This is a genomic window from Bacillus atrophaeus (assembly GCF_001584335.1).
GTDB classification, from domain to species: domain Bacteria; phylum Bacillota; class Bacilli; order Bacillales; family Bacillaceae; genus Bacillus; species Bacillus atrophaeus.
Map to the genome: position 1 here is coordinate 16,732 of NZ_LSBB01000022.1, position 18,837 is coordinate 35,568.

General features: G+C 37.1%; 27 protein-coding genes. 17 read left to right on the forward strand and 10 right to left on the reverse strand.

The annotated features are described in order from the left end of the window. Positions 1-68: 68 nt before the first annotated feature. The 13 genes from AXI57_RS21815 (at position 69) to AXI57_RS19115 (ending at position 7,244) form a co-directional block, all read left to right on the forward strand. Positions 69-224 carry a hypothetical protein gene (locus tag AXI57_RS21815; RefSeq protein ID WP_013603224.1) on the forward strand — a complete coding sequence of 52 codons (156 nt, stop codon included), beginning with the start codon at positions 69-71 and terminating at the stop codon, positions 222-224. Further along, on the forward strand, positions 225-737 hold the full coding sequence (locus AXI57_RS19060) for a type II toxin-antitoxin system PemK/MazF family toxin (RefSeq protein ID WP_013603225.1): 513 nt from the start codon (positions 225-227) through the stop codon (positions 735-737). It abuts the gene before it with no gap. An 839-nt stretch (positions 738-1,576) separates the two neighbouring features. Then, the gene (locus tag AXI57_RS19065; RefSeq protein WP_061670956.1) at positions 1,577-1,975 is read left to right on the forward strand and encodes a Rok-like winged helix domain-containing protein; all 399 of its coding nucleotides are present in this window, start codon (positions 1,577-1,579) and stop codon (positions 1,973-1,975) included. A 168-nt stretch (positions 1,976-2,143) separates the two neighbouring features. Further along, positions 2,144-2,437 carry a hypothetical protein gene (locus AXI57_RS19070; RefSeq protein WP_061670957.1) on the forward strand — a complete coding sequence of 98 codons (294 nt, stop codon included), beginning with the start codon at positions 2,144-2,146 and terminating at the stop codon, positions 2,435-2,437. After that, on the forward strand, positions 2,431-2,901 hold the full coding sequence (gene ssb, locus AXI57_RS19075; protein ID WP_061670958.1) for a single-stranded DNA-binding protein: 471 nt from the start codon (positions 2,431-2,433) through the stop codon (positions 2,899-2,901). Before AXI57_RS19070 ends, ssb begins: the two co-directional genes overlap by 7 nt. A gap of 67 nt (positions 2,902-2,968) precedes the next feature. Continuing rightward, positions 2,969-3,325, forward strand: coding sequence for a hypothetical protein (locus AXI57_RS19080; protein WP_061670959.1), 357 nt, complete (start codon positions 2,969-2,971; stop codon positions 3,323-3,325). Positions 3,326-3,441: 116 nt separating this feature from the next. Further along, positions 3,442-3,654 carry a hypothetical protein gene (locus AXI57_RS19085; RefSeq protein ID WP_061670960.1) on the forward strand — a complete coding sequence of 71 codons (213 nt, stop codon included), beginning with the start codon at positions 3,442-3,444 and terminating at the stop codon, positions 3,652-3,654. A gap of 125 nt (positions 3,655-3,779) precedes the next feature. Continuing rightward, positions 3,780-4,349, forward strand: a complete 570-nt coding sequence (locus AXI57_RS19090) for a site-specific integrase (RefSeq protein ID WP_061670961.1) — start codon at positions 3,780-3,782, stop codon at positions 4,347-4,349. Positions 4,350-4,380: 31 nt separating this feature from the next. Next, positions 4,381-4,617: a hypothetical protein gene (locus AXI57_RS19095; protein ID WP_061670962.1), complete on the forward strand. Its 237-nt coding sequence runs from the start codon at positions 4,381-4,383 to the stop codon at positions 4,615-4,617. A gap of 12 nt (positions 4,618-4,629) precedes the next feature. After that, entirely contained in the window at positions 4,630-5,289 is a 660-nt protein-coding gene (locus AXI57_RS19100; RefSeq protein WP_061670963.1) for a hypothetical protein, read from the forward strand. Between the two features lie 65 nt (positions 5,290-5,354). Next, positions 5,355-5,687, forward strand: coding sequence for a hypothetical protein (locus AXI57_RS19105; RefSeq protein WP_061670964.1), 333 nt, complete (start codon positions 5,355-5,357; stop codon positions 5,685-5,687). 149 nt (positions 5,688-5,836) lie between these two features. Beyond that, positions 5,837-7,006, forward strand: coding sequence for a DUF4062 domain-containing protein (locus tag AXI57_RS19110; RefSeq protein WP_255265383.1), 1,170 nt, complete (start codon positions 5,837-5,839; stop codon positions 7,004-7,006). Further along, positions 6,999-7,244, forward strand: a complete 246-nt coding sequence (locus AXI57_RS19115) for a hypothetical protein (RefSeq protein ID WP_061670966.1) — start codon at positions 6,999-7,001, stop codon at positions 7,242-7,244. Before AXI57_RS19110 ends, AXI57_RS19115 begins: the two co-directional genes overlap by 8 nt. A gap of 364 nt (positions 7,245-7,608) precedes the next feature. On the opposite strand, the gene AXI57_RS19120 is transcribed toward AXI57_RS19115, so the two are convergent. The 6 genes from AXI57_RS19120 to AXI57_RS19145 form a co-directional block, all read right to left on the reverse strand. After that, a complete protein-coding gene (locus tag AXI57_RS19120) occupies positions 7,609-8,421 on the reverse strand; it encodes an ATP-dependent DNA ligase (protein ID WP_061670967.1) in 813 nt (270 codons plus the stop codon). Between the two features lie 231 nt (positions 8,422-8,652). Then, on the reverse strand, positions 8,653-8,922 hold the full coding sequence (locus tag AXI57_RS19125; protein ID WP_061670968.1) for a hypothetical protein: 270 nt from the start codon (positions 8,920-8,922) through the stop codon (positions 8,653-8,655). Between the two features lie 15 nt (positions 8,923-8,937). Continuing rightward, positions 8,938-9,417 carry a hypothetical protein gene (locus AXI57_RS19130; RefSeq protein WP_061670969.1) on the reverse strand — a complete coding sequence of 160 codons (480 nt, stop codon included), beginning with the start codon at positions 9,415-9,417 and terminating at the stop codon, positions 8,938-8,940. Then, the gene (locus AXI57_RS19135; protein ID WP_061670970.1) at positions 9,414-10,202 is read right to left on the reverse strand and encodes a hypothetical protein; all 789 of its coding nucleotides are present in this window, start codon (positions 10,200-10,202) and stop codon (positions 9,414-9,416) included. The genes AXI57_RS19130 and AXI57_RS19135 overlap by 4 nt, the downstream gene beginning before the upstream one ends. 3 nt (positions 10,203-10,205) lie before the next feature. Next, positions 10,206-10,733: a thermonuclease family protein gene (locus AXI57_RS19140; protein WP_061670971.1), complete on the reverse strand. Its 528-nt coding sequence runs from the start codon at positions 10,731-10,733 to the stop codon at positions 10,206-10,208. Next, on the reverse strand, positions 10,727-11,020 hold the full coding sequence (locus AXI57_RS19145; RefSeq protein WP_061670972.1) for a hypothetical protein: 294 nt from the start codon (positions 11,018-11,020) through the stop codon (positions 10,727-10,729). Before AXI57_RS19145 ends, AXI57_RS19140 begins: the two co-directional genes overlap by 7 nt. A 309-nt stretch (positions 11,021-11,329) precedes the next feature. Here AXI57_RS19145 and AXI57_RS19150 point away from each other — a divergent pair, with 309 nt between their 5' ends. Together AXI57_RS19150 and AXI57_RS19155 are read left to right on the forward strand one after the other, a co-directional pair. After that, positions 11,330-11,578: a hypothetical protein gene (locus AXI57_RS19150; protein WP_061670973.1), complete on the forward strand. Its 249-nt coding sequence runs from the start codon at positions 11,330-11,332 to the stop codon at positions 11,576-11,578. 285 nt (positions 11,579-11,863) lie between these two features. Next, a complete protein-coding gene (locus AXI57_RS19155; RefSeq protein WP_061670974.1) occupies positions 11,864-12,355 on the forward strand; it encodes a hypothetical protein in 492 nt (163 codons plus the stop codon). A 229-nt stretch (positions 12,356-12,584) separates the two neighbouring features. Here AXI57_RS19155 and AXI57_RS19160 read toward each other — a convergent pair whose 3' ends face one another. The 3 genes from AXI57_RS19160 to AXI57_RS19170 form a co-directional block, all read right to left on the reverse strand. Continuing rightward, positions 12,585-12,782, reverse strand: a complete 198-nt coding sequence (locus AXI57_RS19160; protein WP_061670975.1) for a hypothetical protein — start codon at positions 12,780-12,782, stop codon at positions 12,585-12,587. 362 nt (positions 12,783-13,144) lie between these two features. Further along, complete coding sequence (locus AXI57_RS19165; RefSeq protein ID WP_061670976.1) at positions 13,145-13,996, reverse strand: hypothetical protein; 852 nt, start codon at positions 13,994-13,996, stop codon at positions 13,145-13,147. Continuing rightward, a complete protein-coding gene (locus AXI57_RS19170; protein ID WP_061670977.1) occupies positions 13,996-14,253 on the reverse strand; it encodes a hypothetical protein in 258 nt (85 codons plus the stop codon). The genes AXI57_RS19165 and AXI57_RS19170 overlap by 1 nt, the downstream gene beginning before the upstream one ends. A gap of 305 nt (positions 14,254-14,558) precedes the next feature. Between AXI57_RS19170 and AXI57_RS21510 the strand changes: the two genes are divergently transcribed. Both AXI57_RS21510 and AXI57_RS19175 read left to right on the forward strand, forming a co-directional pair. Beyond that, positions 14,559-14,711, forward strand: coding sequence for a hypothetical protein (locus tag AXI57_RS21510; RefSeq protein WP_155723749.1), 153 nt, complete (start codon positions 14,559-14,561; stop codon positions 14,709-14,711). Positions 14,712-15,252: 541 nt separating this feature from the next. Next, positions 15,253-15,492: a hypothetical protein gene (locus AXI57_RS19175; protein WP_061670978.1), complete on the forward strand. Its 240-nt coding sequence runs from the start codon at positions 15,253-15,255 to the stop codon at positions 15,490-15,492. Between the two features lie 303 nt (positions 15,493-15,795). Here AXI57_RS19175 and AXI57_RS19180 read toward each other — a convergent pair whose 3' ends face one another. Next, complete coding sequence (locus AXI57_RS19180; protein WP_061670979.1) at positions 15,796-18,831, reverse strand: DEAD/DEAH box helicase; 3,036 nt, start codon at positions 18,829-18,831, stop codon at positions 15,796-15,798. Positions 18,832-18,837: the final 6 nt, after the last annotated feature.

Sequence of the window (18,837 nt, forward strand, 5' to 3'; positions counted from 1 at the left end):
AGGGCAAAAGGTATCTTCAGTATCGCTAAAATGGTATAATATATTATAGAGAAAGGGAGGTCAATTGTATGGAAAAAATAAAAACAATTGAGCAAGCTCGTGAGAAAATGAAAGAACTGCTGGCTGACCCCCAATATAATCGTCCGGAGAACTACCCGGAACGAAACGCTGACGGGACTATCCTGTTAGATGAAAATAATGAACTTCACCAGGAATTAAGATAATTGGCTGAAACAGATCCAAAAAAATTAGAGCTAGGCAATATACATTTAGCGATAACTGAATTTAGAGATGGGACAGGTCGTAAAGCGCGGCCTGTCCTTGTTTTAGGTTCAAAGAAATCTATTGAAGGTGCTTTCGAGCCTGAAGTCCTGATCGGGTACATCACATCTAATAATAACAATAAGAATTTCTCCAAGTTTAAGTATCCGATTGCTGACTGGAAAGCAGCTGGTTTGGATAAGGAATCATGGGTTGTTTTGCAGGAACGGGAACTCAAATGGATGAATCACGAGAAGGATTTTCTTAAACACATCGGATTGCTGACGGAACGTGATACAATAGGCGTCCTGAATAAATTTATGGAAGTCCGAGAGTTAGAACAGTCATTAAAGCAAGAGGCTGAAAAATCTAAGCCGCAGCCTCGAAAGGGTAAGATGCAAGTGACTATTCAAGAGAATCCTACATTGAAGCGCAGTAGTCCAAGCGCACAACGAAGAAACAGCAGAGAACGGTAATTTTTTTGAAGACAAGCTCCCTTACTTCAGGGAGCTTTTTTATTTTTCTTATTGTATTAAGATGCTGCCGGTTCCGGAAACCCAGGAAGCCAGGCGCCGGTGATGCGGCAGCTGTAGAAAGAGATCGATGCCGGGTCCGGGAGCGAACCAGGTGCAGCTGAAGAATTTTGTTATTTTTTTTATCATTTTTTTGTTTGCATTGCAAACTGAATATACTGAGTATATACTGGTTATATAATTTATACGTTAGTCATCTATATGATGACCAATGTAAAAAAAACAGATGTTTTTGCATAAAAAAATACCGGAGTGCGCTAACACTCCGGTCTGTACAAATGCTGGCTCCTCATTGGAGCGCTGGCTATGATGGTGCGCTATGGACCAACCCTTACAAGTTTCTCAGGCTCAAAGGGTGGTCTATTTTTTACTTTTATAAGTCAACAAGGCGACAATTAAGGAACCCAAACCAATTAATGATGATTGGAAACCAATCAAAACCATTAGAGCTTGGTAAGCTTCAGTTGACATTTTATCACCCCCTTTCAGGGGCCAGCAGATCGCTATTGAGATACACGACAAATGTACAGGAATAATATACACTAGACAACCATATTGTGGTTGTCTTTTTTTGTATCTTAAGTATAGCAAGCTATGGCAAAAACACAATATATAGATTAGTGTTTTCACAAATTAAAGAAGCATTTCTCACTTTCATATAAAGACAATAAGAGCTTCCCATCTATTTATTTTAGCATGGTCATTGTCCCACCGTATAAAGTTCTTTATAATTTGATCTTCTTTCAAGACTGCCGATATCTTTAGATAAAGGAGAGATATAAATGCTTACAGAAAGACAAGCGTTGCAAGAACGTCTGGAAAAAATAGATAAAGATGAAACCGCCATGATCAAGGAGTATCAAAAACAACGAAACAAGATTTTTGAGCGCCTTAGAGAGCTTGATAGAGAAGAATATAAAAACCTTCCGGATCTTAAAAAATTAGCCTCACTAGAAAATCATCAAGAGTCAAAACCCGAAAAAGACATAAGAAAGCATGTAGCTGTTAATATTTTGAAAGTCTATTCTGATGGTATGTCTGCTGATGAACTTAGAAGCAAGATTGAAAAAGAGACGAATATGCAAATAGTTAACATGACGAGTTTTATGAGTTCGATTATGAAGAAAAATCCTTTCGTTCAAAAACCACGAAGAGGCTATTATAGATTTATTAAAATGTAACACAATGTTATTGTGTTACATTTTTGAATGAGTGCTGATCCCTTATGTATCAAGGGGTTAGCACTCTTTTTTTTTTGAAAAAGTTAAAATAAAGTATAAAAATGTAACACAACATATGTTATAATGATATTGTGTTACATTTTCAAAAAGAGGAAGAGAGGTGAAAAAATGGATATTCAGTATTGGGAAGTGAATGTTAGTCGTAAAGAAGCTGCTACCACGATTGCGAATAAACTTAACAAGGTAAAGTTTTTGTTTGTTGCTGGGATTTCTGATACTCCAAGAGGAAAGTGTCTCTACATAAAATTTGATGATTTGCACCTGGAGTATACCGAAAAAACAAGAAATGGGATGATGCTTTTCCTCAATCAGTTAAATAGCATGATAAGAGATAAATCATTGGTTGCTGGGTTTATAAATGATCTGAACATTATAGATTTGGAGGGGAAGATTAAATGTTGAATAGAGTAGTTCTAGTAGGAAGATTAACAAAGGACCCTGATCTTCGGTATACCCCACAAGGAACACCGGTCGTCACTTTTACTTTGGCTGTGAATCGTACATTTACAAATCAGTCGGGTGAACGTGAGGCAGATTTTATAAATTGTGTTGCATGGAGAAGGACAGCTGAGAATGTTGCTAATTTTTTAAAAAAAGGGAGTATGGCAGGAGTTGACGGTCGTCTTCAGACCCGGACTTATGATAATAACCAAGGTAATCGTGTATGGGTAACTGAGGTGTTAGCTGAGACCGTTCAGTTTTTAGAACCCAAGAACAAAAACCAGAATGGAACCAATTCTGGATATGACCAAGGCTTTAAAGGGCAAAGTAACAACCGAGAAAATTTTGCTGGTGTAGGGGCGGGAAGAGATCCATTTACTGATGGAAAGCCTATTGATGTAAGTGACGATGATCTTCCTTTTTAAGACTGATTAATGCTACCTTGCGTAAAAGCATTAGCCCTAGAGTGCTATCGGAATTGAGGTGATGACAATGAAAAATTTAAAGAATGATAGGCATTCCGCCCAAAATGAATATGAATTAGCATTATTTAAAAAAAGTGTTAAGACACTAATTATGCTCGTTTTAACAGTCATGTTTTTTGCTTTCTGCTTTAAGATTTTGGGGACAGCTTTAAATGAATCAGAGACACATTACGATGATATTGAACAAAAAAAATATGAATTGCTGGCAGAAGAATTAAATGTAAACAAGAAAAATATTGTAATCAGTCATAAGTGGTTTCAGGATTTCGACATTGCAACAACCGATAGAGGAGAATATAAAGTTGTTTTCAAAAATGATGACGATATTGAAAATATTGTAATTTCGAATATATCAAAAGAATAACCCTCCGGAATCAGTCGCCAAACAGGAATCCCGGAAGAGTTAAGGTAAAAGGGGCTGTATCAGCCCTTAATTAAGTATAAGTTATTTAGAAACCGTTGAAAATAGGAGGAGTTATTATGTGGGAAGAGAAAAATTATTTAGGTTTTTTCGTATTAATCTTTATTGGTGCTATTATGGCAACCTTGTTCATAATTTCGACGGTTTTCCCAGTTGAATTTATGGCATTCTGCATTCAGCATAGTGTTGCCCTTAATATTATAGGTGGAGTCGTTGTATTTATTTTCATCGTAATACTAGGTTTTTATTATTTTATATATGACAGATGTTAATAGGTTAGGGTTTATTGAAAAAACTGTTCAACTAACAGGAGCACTATTACAATAGAAGATAATGAATAGAAGGGCACTGTGTTTTTGAATTCACATGTCTAATATAAATAGAAGAGGTAATAGGTATGAATTTAGTTGAACCGATCCGAAACAGAAAAGATATAGACAACATGAAGAAGCTGCTTTATTCGATGAATGAACGTGACGCCGTATATTTCATTATCGGAATAAACACTGCTTTTCGGATTAGTGACTTAATTCATTTGAAATTCAAAGATGTTATTGACGAAAAAATGAGGCCTCTTGATTACTTTGAATTGAGAGAAACCAAAACAGGGAAACACAATAAAATTGCCATGACTAAAGGTGTTCGAAAAGCAATCGTTCAATATGTTCAGCACCGGTATGAAGGGAACCTTGACCATTACCTTTTCACCGGCCAGAAATCTAAAGATAAGCCGATTACCAGGGTGACTGCCTGGCGGAATATTAAGGCTGCAGCTGACACAATAGGCTTAAAAAACATTGGGACGCATTCATTGCGGAAAACCTTTGGTTATCATCAATACAAGAATGGAACGGATATTACGCTGCTAATGGATATGTTTAATCATAGTAGCGCGGGAATTACATTAAGATATATCGGAATTACACAGGACCAAAAGGATCAGGCTGTGAAGTCATTAGACTTATGATTTGACGACTAACTAACAGGGGGAATTCATGATGTCAAAAAAAATAAAATACATGTTGGCCATTGCGCTGGTGATTACGCTAATGGTTTTATTCAGGCATATTTTATTCCTTCTGTTGGTGAAATTGGTCTTCGGCGCTTTACTGATTTTCGTTTGTATTGTTGGTGTGTATGCCCTATTTAGATTATTTGCGGGATTAATAAGTGTTGCACTTGTGGTCGCAGGAATGCTTCTTATTTTTAAGATCGTTCAATTGGCTTGTGCATAGAAAGGAGATAGCATGGAATATTTATTAGTGCTAATATTGATACTTTTCCCTTTAGTATGGTATTCAGTGGGGGGAGCAATTTTTGATGGTTTAATGGAGATCTCAGAGCTTTCTAAAAAGTTCAATGCGAGTAAAAAGTCAATTAGAGATTATTTGAAGATACAAAAAAATTTAAGACATAAAATAGATGCTATCATATACCGTCCAAACAAGGATGTAAGTTTTAAGACATTGGTGGATAATCTTGAAGATCTGTTGAATGTTCTTAGTTTAGAGAGTCCACGCTTTGATCGTTCTAATAAGAATGATTTGTTGGTAAGGAATTTTCCACAAGCTTATTTCAAAGTATACATTCAGCTTATACGCTACGATGACTCGTTGAAAATTATATTTGATCAACTGTTATCTCTAATCTATGGTGATTATGATGATCCCCATATAAAAGAGATTAAAGATCTTCGTGATGAAGTAACGAATATCATCGTGTCAATTAGAAGAGAAGCTGAAAACACAATTAAACCTTATCGTAGAGAGAAAAACAAATTATTTAAAGTCAATGTTAAACATGCTCAGGAAATTATTGAATTTGAAAAACAGTTCATAAAAGAGCAACGTGCTGCACAAAAGAATGCTGTGGGGAACAACTCAATTGTGAAGTTAAATAAAGTATAGTCTCTCTCTTATTGACTCGTTATGTTTCAGTGGATAGTCAATCTAAAGAAGGGATGTAAAATAATATGAATGAGATTTTGTTTAATATATTTGCAGTATTGTCCTGTATTTTCTGTTTGTTAAGCCTGTTTAAAAAATTTGAACGTGTGTTTATCTCGATAGGAGCAATATTTCTAATAATGGCATTTAGTACAGGAGGATTTGGCGATGCACTTCATTCATGGTTATCTACAGTATTTGGCTTTGTTGATCAAGATGAACAAAATCAAATACTCACGGTTATGAAAACATTCCGTATTCACTTTTATATAATATTGTTTTTTGGAATCTTGGGAGTCTTTATCAAGTTGTTTTTTCGGCATAAAAGGAATAATTCTAGTGTACGTGAAGAGGAATGAATTTGAAATCGAATTAGAAAAAAGTTATCAGGGTAATCCTGATGACTTTTTTTGTTGATTGATTTCCTATAGAGCAATCAAAAGGTATAATTTTTATATGGAAGTGAGAGGGGGAGAGCACGCTGGTTATTGATAAAACAAGAATATTTATAAGTTCAGCATACGAAGAGTCCTTAAAGACACCGAGAAAAATCATCAAAAAACACTTAGAGGAATGTGGCCATGAGGTACCCATCTTTGAAGAAGAAGATTTTGGGACATGGAAGCCGGATACAATGAAGCATTGCATCGAAGTAGTTGAGAAAAGCGACATTGTCATATTGCTTATAAATGCAAAATCAGGTGAAGAACCGGAATTAAGATGGGGGAATGTAACACCTACATACTTGGAATTCCAAGAAGCTTGGAAAAAGAAGAAGCACATTTTGGTTTTCGTAAATCCGGATATCAAAAAGAGGTTCTTTGATTTAAGGAAGGATTTTGACTCATTATATAACCAATACATTGAAGAGAACCATAGGCCACCTGATTCACCCTTTGATCCATTTGAAAGCTGGATTTCCAGTCAGGAAGGATTGGCCAAAAGACATCTACAAGCAGCAGATCCATTTGTTTGGGCATTCTTGTATGACATATATAAAAAAAGGTACTGGTTGTATGAGTATGATTTTGCACAATCTGAAAAAGAGGCTAAGCAAATTTCCCAAATGATCAGTAATTCTTTAAAGACGGTTGTTGACTTTATTCCAAGGTTAGACGAGTTAACTGAAATTGAAGAGCAGCAGTCATATTTAGTAGAATATGCCGAACACACCCTTACTATGCTCCATCAAAGAAATTTAATATTGAATAAAGAGCAACAAGATTGGTCAAACTTTTTAAAACAAGGAATTGAATTTCTTAACCATAGTTACGACATCATCCAGGCTAAAGATACAAACCCAGTAGTCGTTAATCATATCAATTCGTGTTATGCTGCTTCGTTATATTCTCAGGATGGAGAAACATTAAGGTTGGTCGGAAAAGCAGGAGATATAACAGCCCCGGAAGTATTTGCATTATACGAAGAAGGAATTCATGTTGTTGATGCCTTCAATCAGGGTGAACGATTAATTACTTACAGGGAAGATAAAAAGACATTCTATATCACTGAGGCCGTTGATAGCTTCGTTCTATGCCTTCACTTTCTGCTTGAAGAGGATTGGGATGTAAAGCGTGCTGAAGCATACGCACAAGAGGTTGAATGTGCTATAATGAATAAACACCAACTCTATTTTGAATTTTTGAACTTGCTGATAGGAGGGAGCACTAATGAGTAGAGAACTTGCGAATTACAGTAGCTCTGGCTCGGTTGTTGTTAAACGTTCCCCAGCTGTAAGGGCAAGAAAAGTTAAAGGTTCTGCCGGCATGAGGGCTAGAAAAATTACAGCTGATGGTAAGTATATTCCTTCTCAAAATCTAAGAAGAACAATTTCTAAAATGAATTCGAATGTTCGATCTTTAAATGATTTATTGAATAAGTCAAATCAGATTAAATCAGATCAGGAAAATCGTTAAAATAGTAATCGTCCTTTTATTAAAGGACGATTTTTTGTTTATAGGCAGGAAAAGACCGTGACGTCAGTACCCTAACAGCTGAAGGTAAGATCCGGCCGCATCCGGAATCCAGCCGGCAGCTGAACCAAATTCGGATTTTTCATAAGGTGAGGCCGGCGACATCCGAATTTGTGGTTTTAGCGACATGAGAAATTTGCGTGGAGGGAGGTTAAACCCTGATATACAAAGGTTTCCATGATTGTAACAGTGTAACAGGTTTACTCATTAACAAATTTACTTTGTAACAGTGTTAGTGGGCTATTTTAGATTTTTTACGCGGAATTCTTTTAAAAAAGAGTGGGGGAGTGGCTATGTAATGGAGAGGTTACTCTCTCCAAGAAACGAATGAAGGTAAACGAAGTTTCCCGTGTTTGGTCATAAAACGATGTTTCACATTGCACGAGATAGGTTCAACAAAAACAAAATCTTCAGTTTCAGACTTTAATTTTTTCATTGAATGAAACTTATGTCGCTCAGACTTTGGCATAAATTCCATCATGCCAGCGGGCGTACCATCTTGGTAAGACAGCAGAAATTTTATATCTTTACGTGTATAACCGGTTATCAGCACTTCAGTAAAGTCATAATTAATGACTTTAATCCAGTTCTTAGAGCGTTTTCCGATTTCATATACTGAGTTTGCTTTTTTCAGGACGATGCCCTCTAATCCTTTTTCTTTAACCATATTGAAATAGGAGACACCATTTCCTCTTATCCCTTCAAGTACAAAAGCATTCGGATGGTTTATTTCAAGACCTTTAAGCACTTCTTTGCGTTGTGTCAGTGGTTTTGATGCGATGGATTGGCCGTTTGAATAAATGACATCAAAAATGCAATATACAATCTTATGTGGGGATTTATTGGACATAAATCGTTCCATGACTGCTTCAAAGTCAGGAGATCCGTCAGCACCAGTTACAATTATTTCACCATCTAACACCGTACCGTCAGGAACATCTAAATTCAATAACTCAGGAAACTTGCTGCTAACTTCATTGTTGTGACGCGTATAAAGCCTTATTTGATTATTGAATTTTGATAGTACAATCCGTATACCATCAAATTTAAGCTCACTGATGTAAGAATCATCATCGAATGGTTCTTTTGTGGATTCGAGTAGCATAGGGGATATAAACAAAAAATCACCTCCCTTTTGAAATAATAAGTGAAGGGCGGTGATCTTTAAAGTCATTTGAACCTGGTACTTAATGGGTTTCAATTATGTTAAGCTCTACAGTCCCATAATAAAAAATAAAATACCCCGGAGGGTCTAATTCCGGGGCCGGTAGCAATCAATCCTCAAGCACAAAGATTGATCATATGTCAATGATACATATAGCAAAGTAATGTGTAAACAGAATTGTTACTCCTACAGGTCATTAATTTTCCACACACCGTCTAAGCGATATTTATTAACTAGGTACTTCAGAAACTCAAAATAGCTCTGACCTGTTTCTTTAAAGCTCCATTCTTCTCCGATAAAAGCCGTTATTAAGGATATTTGCCCTCTGATAAAATTTGATTTTTGTTGGTAGGCTAGCCCTGTAACTGATTTTTCAATGCGGATGAACTCATTAATAGCATCAGTAAGTAATTTTCTTGAGGCATCGGGTGATATTTTTATTGTGGGTATTTCCAAAAAAAACGCCTCCTGTTATTTAGAGTATACCTTCATTTTTTGATTGGTCTTTTTGCCGTTTTTTATCTTGTCCAGGTACTTTGTAAGAAAAGAATCATATAGACTATCGGGAATATATCCAAGCCTTTGCAGCAAGAGATTTTCAACGACATTCATTTTCTTTGTGAAGAATTGATAATCTACCCTAGATTCCTCAGAAGCAGTGTTACCGGTTATTTCATCTGCTTTTGCCTTTCTATAGAGTTCGTTATATTTTGTAGAGCGTTTTTGCCTGATAAGTTTCAACAAGCAAAGTAACTCAAACGTGTGAAAAGTCATTAATTCAGGAGTTGTCTTAAACAGATCCTCTTCATCGGCAGTTTCGCGGAAACTGACGGTTTTACGGCTGCCGTTTTCTTCGGCATCTTTTATTTTGATGATGCAGAAATCACATTCATAATAGTTAGCCTCGTTTTCTTTTGCTACGGGGCTACCGCAGTATGGGCAAGTTTTCATTTCATTGTTCTCCCGTCAGTTAGATTTTTAATGTTCTCATTAAGTGAATTCATTAATGAGTGGTGTTTTTCGAGGAATTCTTTCATTTCTTTAGTATTCTTATCTTTAAATGACTCATTGGCGGACAAGGCAAATGAATAATATCCTTTAAGCAATTCATTTACTTTATCAATTTCATCTTTTAAGTCCACAACATCAGGAATCTTACAAAAGTTTTCTAAAGTGGCTAGTGCATAACAAATAGATTCCGAGAACTCCAAGATTATATCTTTGTTCTGTTTTTTTAGTAACTCAATGGGGGCACATACTTTAGCTTTAATGTCTCTATTTAACAGGGAGTATTCATCAGAACTTACACTTCCCTTTTTAACTCTCGGTCTGAAGTAGTTGTATTCTATGTACTTAAACAAGCCTAAAAATTTTTTGTATTTAGTTATCTCGATACTATCCTCAGTATGTCCAAGAACCTTAAAGTAAGATCGTGACCTTTCATTATCGTTTGAAAATGATTTTTGATACAGATCAAGTTCATCTTCTGGATCTCTCTTCTTGGTAGTATAGGCAAAACATACAAGTCTAAAGTCGATTTCTTGATAAATATCTGTGCCATACGCTTTTACATAATATTGATTGTCGAAGTCGTCCCCGTCTCCTTTTCTAAAAAACTCATAAATAACATCTTTTTTAAAGCCAAACAAACGCTCATAAATGTCATTAAGACAGACAGCTGAATACAAATATTCAATAGGAAGCTCTTTTTTTAAAGGAAGTATAGTTTTAGACATGTTCTATTCACCTTTCTTAGTATTCCACAGTCCTAATTTCTCTTTTTTTGCTGCTTCTTCAGCTTGTTTGTATTCATCCTCATATTTAATGTTTGGTGGAAAGACAGCTAAACGAGCATGGCCCTTCTCTAAGAGCATTTTATTAAATGAGGTTCCGTCCTGTAAAAATACGTACGCTAATAGTCTACCGTATTTATCACGCTTTTCTTGGTCGTATTCAAGATAAACAATTTGGTTCTCTAACATCTCTTTTGTAAAGGCTGAAGCTTCTTTTCCATAAGGCTGCACAGCTTTTGTAGGATGCACTGTTTCCGGAGTATCAACCAAGATTAAACGGATTCTTTCCTCAGTACCATTAACATCGGCAATGAATGTGTCTCCATCAACGACACGACTGACTGTTACCTCAATTTTATCAGATACATCAACGGTCTTTTCAGTTGTTCCAGAATGGCTGCTGCTAACACCCTGGCATCCACTAAGTAGGATGACCAGGACGGCCAAAGCTTGTATCAACTTTTGAGTTAGCATGTTCTTTCTCCTTTGTATGTTTTTTTAGCTGAGAGGTATATAGCTGTAATTTTAATTACGTCTAAAACACCTGATGTGCCTGTACGCAGAAACAGAATAACTAGATTATGCTGCGGAAATGTTCTTGATTCTGTGAAGACGATTTGGTTGTCTGTTAACTTGAATTCGATAGTATTGTAGTCTAATTCTGCCGCAATAAAATCAGTTTCTGGAAGAGTGAGTGTGCGGTTTAAGTGCGGCGTTAGTTGATCAGATACATCCAAATGCCATGACATTGCTTTATTCATGATACATTCTCCTTTTTTTAAGACTTTTTTTGGTTTTGCTTGGAGAGCCAATCTGCATTCACAATCAAAAGGACACAAGGTGTTACGAGCCGTTGAGGGGTGTTCTGTGGCCCTTTACGGATCGTTAAGACCAATTTATTTGTGGCAGCTGCTGGCAGCTGTCCGTTTTCAAAAAAATTGGCGGCCCTTGTGTGCTTTTATGAAACACGGATAGTAACGCGGCGGGCATGCCCGGCGTGTTGCTTGCCGATGTTGAATGTGAAATGCTAAAGCCCCCGGACAGCTTCAGCTGGCCAAGAATGGGGGCGTTTGGCTGAGCAAAAACAAAAAAAGGCGTCTAAAAAAGGATTTAATCATGCCGGCGTTTGGCGGCATACGCTTTGCAGAAATGCGACCGGGCTTTCCGGGAGCCTTTCTGCTTCTTTTGGGTTTAAGAGGCTGCTTCAGCAGCCTCCAAGCAGGCTCGATGCCTGCGTTTTAATCAAGGAAAACTTTAGTTTTCCGACCTTTTGCGGAAATGCGACCGGGGCTTTACGGGAGCTTTTCTGCTTCTTTTGATCTTCCGTCCTCGTTCACTCGTAAAGAAATGGCCAGGAACAATGCAGCTGTTGCTTCGGGATCCGCCGGAGGCAATCCGGAAGCTTACAGATGCATGTTATCGGGCATTTTAGAGGGAAGCGAGATGCCGCGGAATGTTGGCCGGCGTTTTTGGCCGGCTTACAGTCCGTGAGCAGACCCGTAGGGGACTCAAAGTAATTTTGTCAGCTACTCTGTCTTCTTGAATAAATATTTCTGTACCTTGCATACTAAAATCTGTAAAAATGATGAAAAAGGAGAATGGAAATGAATCTTTCTGAAGTGCTAAAAAAACATGATGAGCTTTTACAGAAGGAACTATATACTGTGAGAGGTAATATTGTACCCTTTGGGGAAGGAACTATGAAAATAGAATTTAGTTCCTATGCATATGCTCTGGTTAGTGAACAGGATATTGAGCCATCGCTTATCTTTCCCTTAATGCCCGATGAAGATCCTAGTGGTAGGGAAAGTAAACATGCAATAAAACTCCTCGAAGGAACAACAATTGAACTTCATGTAAAAAATGTGGTACATACATTTGAAATTGAAAAGTCTACGCGTCCATTCTATGTCGATGAGTCGAAAGAAGAGGTTGTTTATCTCGACACTAAAGCAGAAAATAGCAGTATTGAAAGACGTTGTTACAAACGAGTTTATGTAGCAGATTGTCACTGTTGTAATGGAGGTTATTTAGGGCCTTGCTATGGCTGGGTAGGGTGCGGATCTGAATGGTACGATCGAGAATGTTGTGATTGAAAATACTTCCAACAAATACGTAAAAAAGCAGCTCTTTGTGTTTGGTGGTTTGCGAAAGCAAAACCACCAAAGGGTTTTAAAGGGTTTGTAGAGGTTGCTTTAGCAACCTCCAAGCAGGCTCGATGCCTGCGTTTTAATCATGGAAAACTTTAGTTTTCCTTCCTAGCGTAACAGCATGAAAATTCATGCTGTTACGGACTTAAAACTGTTTTTCTTTCTAATCAGAGCATTACTTCAATAACTTTTGTTGCGTGAATACCCAATCTTCAATCTTATAGACAACTTCATCAAAATCATTGGGAAATGGGTAATCGTCACAAAGATTACTGTCTGTTGCTGCATCGGTTTTATGCCATAACTCAGAGATTTCGCGCGCGGAATTTTTGAATGTTGCTAATGCGATTAGTAAATTTTGATTGTTTTTCATTCAGTAATACTCCTTCTTATTCTATCACCAGTGCTATTTCCTGTTTAGTCACCGAAATTTACCCTTGCGTAACGCATTCCCGCGCATGTAGCGCGGGAATTCCTAGGAAAAGCTCCTTGTATAACCGGCTATAAAGTATGCCGGTAGTATTATAATTTTTTCACTTCAACATATAAGGAACCTTCAGCGATTAACGATTTAAAGCTTTCAAGCTTCTTCGGCTGCTGCTGCTTCTGAATCGGCATCCACTTCAATTTCGCAAACTACTAGGTACTCCATATTGTTCTCCTCCGAATTGTATATAGAGGGACAGGTAGACGAATCCTGTCCGATTTGTGCTTGTGTTTTTAATTGCTACTGATTTACTTTTCAAATATAGACTTTGCGGCCCTATATGCATTCATTGTTAACTTTCTTTGCCAGGCTTGTGAGTGTGGTGACCATCTAAATGCGTTTTTCTTTAACTTACCTTTTAATTGATCGTCTGGTCGTTGGTCAGAAAAGATAATTTTTAATCTGTCGTCTTCTTCATCTGCGATAATGCGACACTGTTCATAAGTCAAAGTGGGGTAGTGCGGCTTTTTTTCTTCAGCTTGAAAGAGTTTATAGATGCTGTGACGTTTTGTGAAAACTTTTGTCATGCCTTCTGCTTCAAATATCTTGTATAACTCTTCCTTGTTGTGTCCTTCTTTGAATAGTCTTTTTAAATTGGTGACGAGACTGTTTTTGAATAACGTAATATCATATCCAGGCATTTTACCTTCTTTTATTAGACGGATTCTTTTACAATCTTTACTGAATACAGCATATACCTTTACTGCTTTTTCTTCGGGTTTCTCTAAGAAGCCAAGATGTTTCTTTGTGCTTTGAATAAACCTTGTTATCTTTTCAGTTGTTTCTCTATCGTAATTGTTTTTTCGAGTTAATTCCTTTTGCTTTCTTTCAAATGGATAGTTTGCCCGTCCGGTAATCAAGGGACTTGGTGTTTTGATCATGGTAAGTGATTTCTCCATTCGCTGAGTTAAAAATTTTTCAAACTCTATCAGCCTATTTAGAAAATAATCTCTTTGATCTTCATTTTGAACTAGAGGTGCTAAATCGTTTTTAAATTTGTTTGCATAATACTGGATTTCTTGATCGGGATTGTATTTGTACATGTGCAACTCGTTATATCTCTTTGTGATTTCAGGTTTTACGTACGTTTTAACTGCCATTACATAGACACTCCTTTTTTGTTTTCGTATTCAACCATTTTTAATCCACGCCAAAACTTAACATCAGGAATGCGAAAATCTTGCCGTATGTCAGACAACAGTTTCAATTTGTCGAGAACTACTTCGCATTTTTCTTGGTAGAGCTGAACTTCAAATGGATCGTTAGCAAGTTCTTTTTCTTCCTCTGTTAATTTAAGGTCTAGTTCTAAATCTGTATGGTATCTGGCTAATACCAGCGCTATTTCTTGTTTAGTCATTGAAATTCACCCCTTTTTTTAAGACTTTTTTGTTTTTGCGGAGGCCGATTTGCATTCGCAGCCAAAAAGCACACAAGGGATTACGAGCCGTTAAGGGATGTTCTGTAGCCCTTTACGGATCGTTAAGACCAATTTATTTGTGGCAGCTGCTGGCAGCTGTCCGTTTTCAAAAAAATTGGCGGCCCTTGTGTGCTTTTATGAAACACGGATAGTAACGCGGCGGGCGTGCCCGGCGTGTTGCTTGCCGATGTTGAATGTGAATGCTAAAGCCCCCGGGCAGCTTCAGCTGACCAAGGTGGGGGCGTTTGGCTGGACAAAAACAAAAAAGGCGTCTAAAAAAAGGATTTAATCACGCCGGCAGCAGGCCGGCATTCGCTCTGCGGAAATGCGACCGGGGCTTTACGGGAGCCTTTCTGCTTCTTTTGATCTTCCGTGCTCGTTCACTCGTAAAGAAATGACCAGGAACAATGCAGCTGTTGCTTCAGGATCCGCCGGAGGCAATCCGGAAGCTTACAGATGCATGTTATCGGGCATTTTAGAGGGAAGCGAGATGCCGCGGAATGTTGGCCGGCGTTTTTTGCCGGCTTACAGTCCGGGAGCAGACCCGCAGGGGGACCCAAAGAAAATTTTTAAAACATTTTTTAGAAGTAGATACGCAACTTATAGTAACGGATGATGTCCATTTTGAAAAAATAATACGCAGTTAGAATTAGAAGAGGTTTTTACCATAATTTTGTGCCATTTTAGGAGTCGCTTCGCAGTTAATATTGACTGAAGAAAGTTATCAAAATTTAATGTCGCAAAAACAATAGTTCAGTACCCGTTATATAAGAGTGAAAAAGAAGCAAGGAGGACCACGTAGTCTGGTTATTAAAAAAATCATTTCTAAATCTAAAATGAAGAGGGTGAAGTGCTATATTAAAAGTAAAGGGGTTTAACTGAGAGAAGAAAGGAGATGCAAGGCATAGAAAAATTTGTAGGAGCAGGGGGATTTTTAGGATGAAGTTTTGGGCTGAGTTTCAAAAATGGATTTATAACGCTATAAGGGATAAAGACATTGGAAGGAGGTCAAATGAAATGAAAAAAAACGGTAAGGGAGAAAGGAGAAATAATATGAATAAAGAGGATTTGCTGTGGACGTTAAGGCTTGTCCTAATTACAAATTCATTTACGGCCACAATAACGGCCACAATATTGTTTGGTGTGTTTAAAGTTATTTTGATTGCTACAGGAAATTAAAAAGGATCAGTTAATAAACTGATCACAAGAATAGGTGACTGAAGATGTTCGAGCATCCAGCAGTCATATTGTATTGAGTTGGTGTAATTATAGCAGAGAAGATATAAAGAAGAAAGCTAACAAGGTTTTTCTGTCTGGTGGTTTGCGGCAGCGAAACCACCAGAGAAGGTTTTAAGGGTTTCAGAGGTTGCTTCAGCAACCTCCAAGCAGGCTCGATGCCTGCGTTTCAATCAAGGAAAACTTTAGTTTTCCGACCTTGCGTAACGCGATTACCGCGCTATGTAGCGCGGTAATTTTTCTATTTTATGATGTTTTTAGGAACTTTTGATTTCCCCAAGCTATGTAGCTTTTTCCGTCCTTATCCGTTTCTTTTGTTAAAAGCATATTTAATATGTCATTATCTATGCCGAACCTTTCGTTTATTTCTTCATCGTCCATATAATCGTTTTTCATGAAAGAATTAAGTTTTTCTTTGGCCATAATCAACTTTATTAAATTGGCCTCGATGCTGTTTTTGACTGTAAGAAAACGAATGTCTTTTTGCTTGTCTGAAGTATACCGAATAAAGCGAGCAAAAAACTGATGCATGGCCGCGAAATTCCATTGTAACTCCAAAAGAAGAACTTTATTTACAAAACCAATGTTCATGCTGCTGGATAATGATTGTTGGGTACAGATCAAAATTCCATTTTCAGTGCTTTTTAATGATCGGACAATTTCTTTCCGTCTTTTCAAGCTTACTTTGTCACCTGTAATAATGAAAAGAGGACGATCAGGAAAATGCTTTCTTATATAGGAAGCATAGCTCTGTACGGTGTGTATGTGTGTACATCCTATAGCAACATGTTCACTATCCCATTTATTAAGCATAGACAGCATTTTCAAAGCTTTTGAGGGCATTTGAGAGCTGTAATACTCTGGGAACTTATCAGGTGTTACACACGCTTTCAGAAGGCTGTTTAACTGATTTATGATTTGCAGCAACGCATCTTTACGGGCGTTCCCTGTTGATTTGAACATATGAGCCAGTTTATAAAACTCTTGAATAATTACACTGTATAGTTGCTCTTCATCTTCATTAAAGGAACAAAAGGAGGGAGTGAGTTTATAAAGATTCTTGCCGGAAACCTCTTCAAATGTTCTCGTAATCATTGTTTTGTCAATTAGTGCTTTTAAATACTCACCGTTGTAAACGTCTTGATTTTGCTTTCCGATACCGAACACAGTCGTTTTCTCAGGTGAAAAACATCTTTTAAACAATGTATGTCCTTTTTTATATGCCGGAAATGGCTTTAGGAAATTATCCTCGTTATAGATACCTTTTATATCTTTGGTTTCCTTGTCTTGCACATAAATGAGTTCAGCCTCACAAAGCATATTCACAGAATTATTGTATAGCAATTCAAAAGCTGTAAAAGATTCGGCAATATTGTTTCTTGTACTGGTGGCGCTAAGTAGAAGCTTATATTTCACACGCCGGAAACAGTTTAAAACTGCCTTTGTACGTTTGGATGAAGGATTAGAAATGCCGTCCGCCTCATCTAAAACAAGCATGACTTTTTGACTTTGCAGCTTAATATGTCGTTTAACAAACTTTTGATATTTCGTAAGCATTCCGAAAGTCATTAAAACAATTTGTCCCTTTTGAATGCTGTAAATGTCCTTTAGGCTTTTAATGTGGGTAAAGTCCATTTCATAGTTTGCTAAAATATCAGCCCAGTTGTTTTGTATTGCGATAGCCGGCGCAATGATGAAAATGTTTCTTACGTTGTTGTATTTTTGTCTGTAAAGCATCTGAGCAATTGCAGAAATACTTTTCCCTGAACCTGTGCCCCATTGAAGGTAAACAGAGTCTTTCTGCAATAGTTTAGCTGTATCAGCTTTTTGAACATCGTTTAATCTGATTTCCTTATCATTTTCGGTGTCTTTTATGACAAGTTGATCAAGGAACTTTGTTGTGCTGCTGTCTGGTTCAATATCGGAAAAGGCTGTATTTACTGATTTGAAAGCCTTTTGTTTCTTTTTGAACATGGCTAAATATCGCTTATCCGAAAAAGGGTATACGTCTTGTAAAAGCATGTCAGCGAAAGTCATTTCTTTAGTGTCTTTTAAGCGATTTAATAACATGGCTTGTTTGCGATTGTACGGCTTCAGCTTTAAACCGTATCTAGTTTTGACTAGCCTTGTTTCGTCCTTTTCGGTTTTGTGCTGCTTATTTAGCGTGTTTTTCAGATACCGGATGACTTTGTTTTTTGTCACTTTTGTTTTGTTCCATTCGGAATAGTCCATACCTTCAGGTTTTTGCTGCGTGTGGTATCGGTTCAGATATTCGCGGCATTTGCTATAATATTTCCTTGTTTTTGCGTGGCGTTTAATATCAAATAACAACTTATCCACTTTGTACATGAATTCCTTTTCTTCTTGACCAGCTGAAGCAATTTCGAGTTTGATTTTTTGGCTGACCTTTTCTTTTTCTCTAAGGGCTGGAAGGACGAAACTGTTATAAACATGTTGTGCTCCTAACTCATCAATATTGATAGTTTCATATCTAATATTAAAAGGCTGTTCTTCTAAATGAATGCTTTTGTTCTGAAAAATCATGATTTTAGTTTCAAAGTGTTTTACGCCTGTATGTTCAAAAGCGTTAGAAGGTAAGAGGAATTGACATATAAAATTGAATTTAGCCTCTATTTCTTGAATGATTCCAGCATCTGAAAAGTCATCGTTCATGAAACTTTTCGGAACAATCAGCGCCATAAGTCCGCCGGGCTTTAAAAGCTCGTAAGATTTAATGCAGTAATACAACTGGCTCAAATAACTGTTGTTTTCAACATCCCATTTTAAATTAAAAGGGGGATTGCCTAAGATCAAATCAAACTTAATACCAGGATTATAAAATCGAACATCTTGGTTTGTCAGATTGGCTTCAGGATATAAGAAACGTGCCACTTTGAAGGCTTTTATATCAAGCTCGTTTCCGTAAACATTCACTTCATTAGGCAAATAATTAAAGAAATTCCCCATACCACAGGTTAAGTCTGCAACTAGATCATGCTGTGAAGGCTTTAGGCAATCCATTAAAAAGCGTGAAATTTCGTGAGAAGTGAAAAACTGTCCGTTTTCAATTTCCTTTTTTGCTTCGGTGTAGCTGTGAAAATTCTTGTATGCTTTGAATTCCAAACCATGCAGACCGCCGTCACCAGTGAAAGAATTAAAAACATCTGTTTTTGTGATTCCGTATTCTTCACACATATTATGATCAATGAGATACAATATCTTTTCATTTGTTGTTTTCCGTTCGTTTTGAGGGATTTTATCCTGACTAATGTTGTATTTCATATGATG

Coding starts and splice junctions, on each gene's coding strand:
- AXI57_RS21815 (WP_013603224.1), top strand. CDS start 69: ATGGAAAAAATAAAAACAATTGAGCAAGCTCGTGAGAAAATGAAAGAA.
- AXI57_RS19065 (WP_061670956.1), top strand. CDS start 1,577: ATGCTTACAGAAAGACAAGCGTTGCAAGAACGTCTGGAAAAAATAGAT.
- AXI57_RS19070 (WP_061670957.1), top strand. CDS start 2,144: ATGGATATTCAGTATTGGGAAGTGAATGTTAGTCGTAAAGAAGCTGCT.
- ssb (WP_061670958.1), top strand. CDS start 2,431: ATGTTGAATAGAGTAGTTCTAGTAGGAAGATTAACAAAGGACCCTGAT.
- AXI57_RS19080 (WP_061670959.1), top strand. CDS start 2,969: ATGAAAAATTTAAAGAATGATAGGCATTCCGCCCAAAATGAATATGAA.
- AXI57_RS19085 (WP_061670960.1), top strand. CDS start 3,442: ATGTGGGAAGAGAAAAATTATTTAGGTTTTTTCGTATTAATCTTTATT.
- AXI57_RS19090 (WP_061670961.1), top strand. CDS start 3,780: ATGAATTTAGTTGAACCGATCCGAAACAGAAAAGATATAGACAACATG.
- AXI57_RS19095 (WP_061670962.1), top strand. CDS start 4,381: ATGTCAAAAAAAATAAAATACATGTTGGCCATTGCGCTGGTGATTACG.
- AXI57_RS19100 (WP_061670963.1), top strand. CDS start 4,630: ATGGAATATTTATTAGTGCTAATATTGATACTTTTCCCTTTAGTATGG.
- AXI57_RS19105 (WP_061670964.1), top strand. CDS start 5,355: ATGAATGAGATTTTGTTTAATATATTTGCAGTATTGTCCTGTATTTTC.
- AXI57_RS19115 (WP_061670966.1), top strand. CDS start 6,999: ATGAGTAGAGAACTTGCGAATTACAGTAGCTCTGGCTCGGTTGTTGTT.
- AXI57_RS19130 (WP_061670969.1), bottom strand. CDS start 9,417: ATGAAAACTTGCCCATACTGCGGTAGCCCCGTAGCAAAAGAAAACGAG.
- AXI57_RS19135 (WP_061670970.1), bottom strand. CDS start 10,202: ATGTCTAAAACTATACTTCCTTTAAAAAAAGAGCTTCCTATTGAATAT.
- AXI57_RS19140 (WP_061670971.1), bottom strand. CDS start 10,733: ATGCTAACTCAAAAGTTGATACAAGCTTTGGCCGTCCTGGTCATCCTA.
- AXI57_RS19145 (WP_061670972.1), bottom strand. CDS start 11,020: ATGAATAAAGCAATGTCATGGCATTTGGATGTATCTGATCAACTAACG.
- AXI57_RS19155 (WP_061670974.1), top strand. CDS start 11,864: ATGAATCTTTCTGAAGTGCTAAAAAAACATGATGAGCTTTTACAGAAG.
- AXI57_RS19160 (WP_061670975.1), bottom strand. CDS start 12,782: ATGAAAAACAATCAAAATTTACTAATCGCATTAGCAACATTCAAAAAT.
- AXI57_RS19165 (WP_061670976.1), bottom strand. CDS start 13,996: ATGGCAGTTAAAACGTACGTAAAACCTGAAATCACAAAGAGATATAAC.
- AXI57_RS19170 (WP_061670977.1), bottom strand. CDS start 14,253: ATGACTAAACAAGAAATAGCGCTGGTATTAGCCAGATACCATACAGAT.
- AXI57_RS19175 (WP_061670978.1), top strand. CDS start 15,253: ATGAAGTTTTGGGCTGAGTTTCAAAAATGGATTTATAACGCTATAAGG.
- AXI57_RS19180 (WP_061670979.1), bottom strand. CDS start 18,831: ATGAAATACAACATTAGTCAGGATAAAATCCCTCAAAACGAACGGAAA.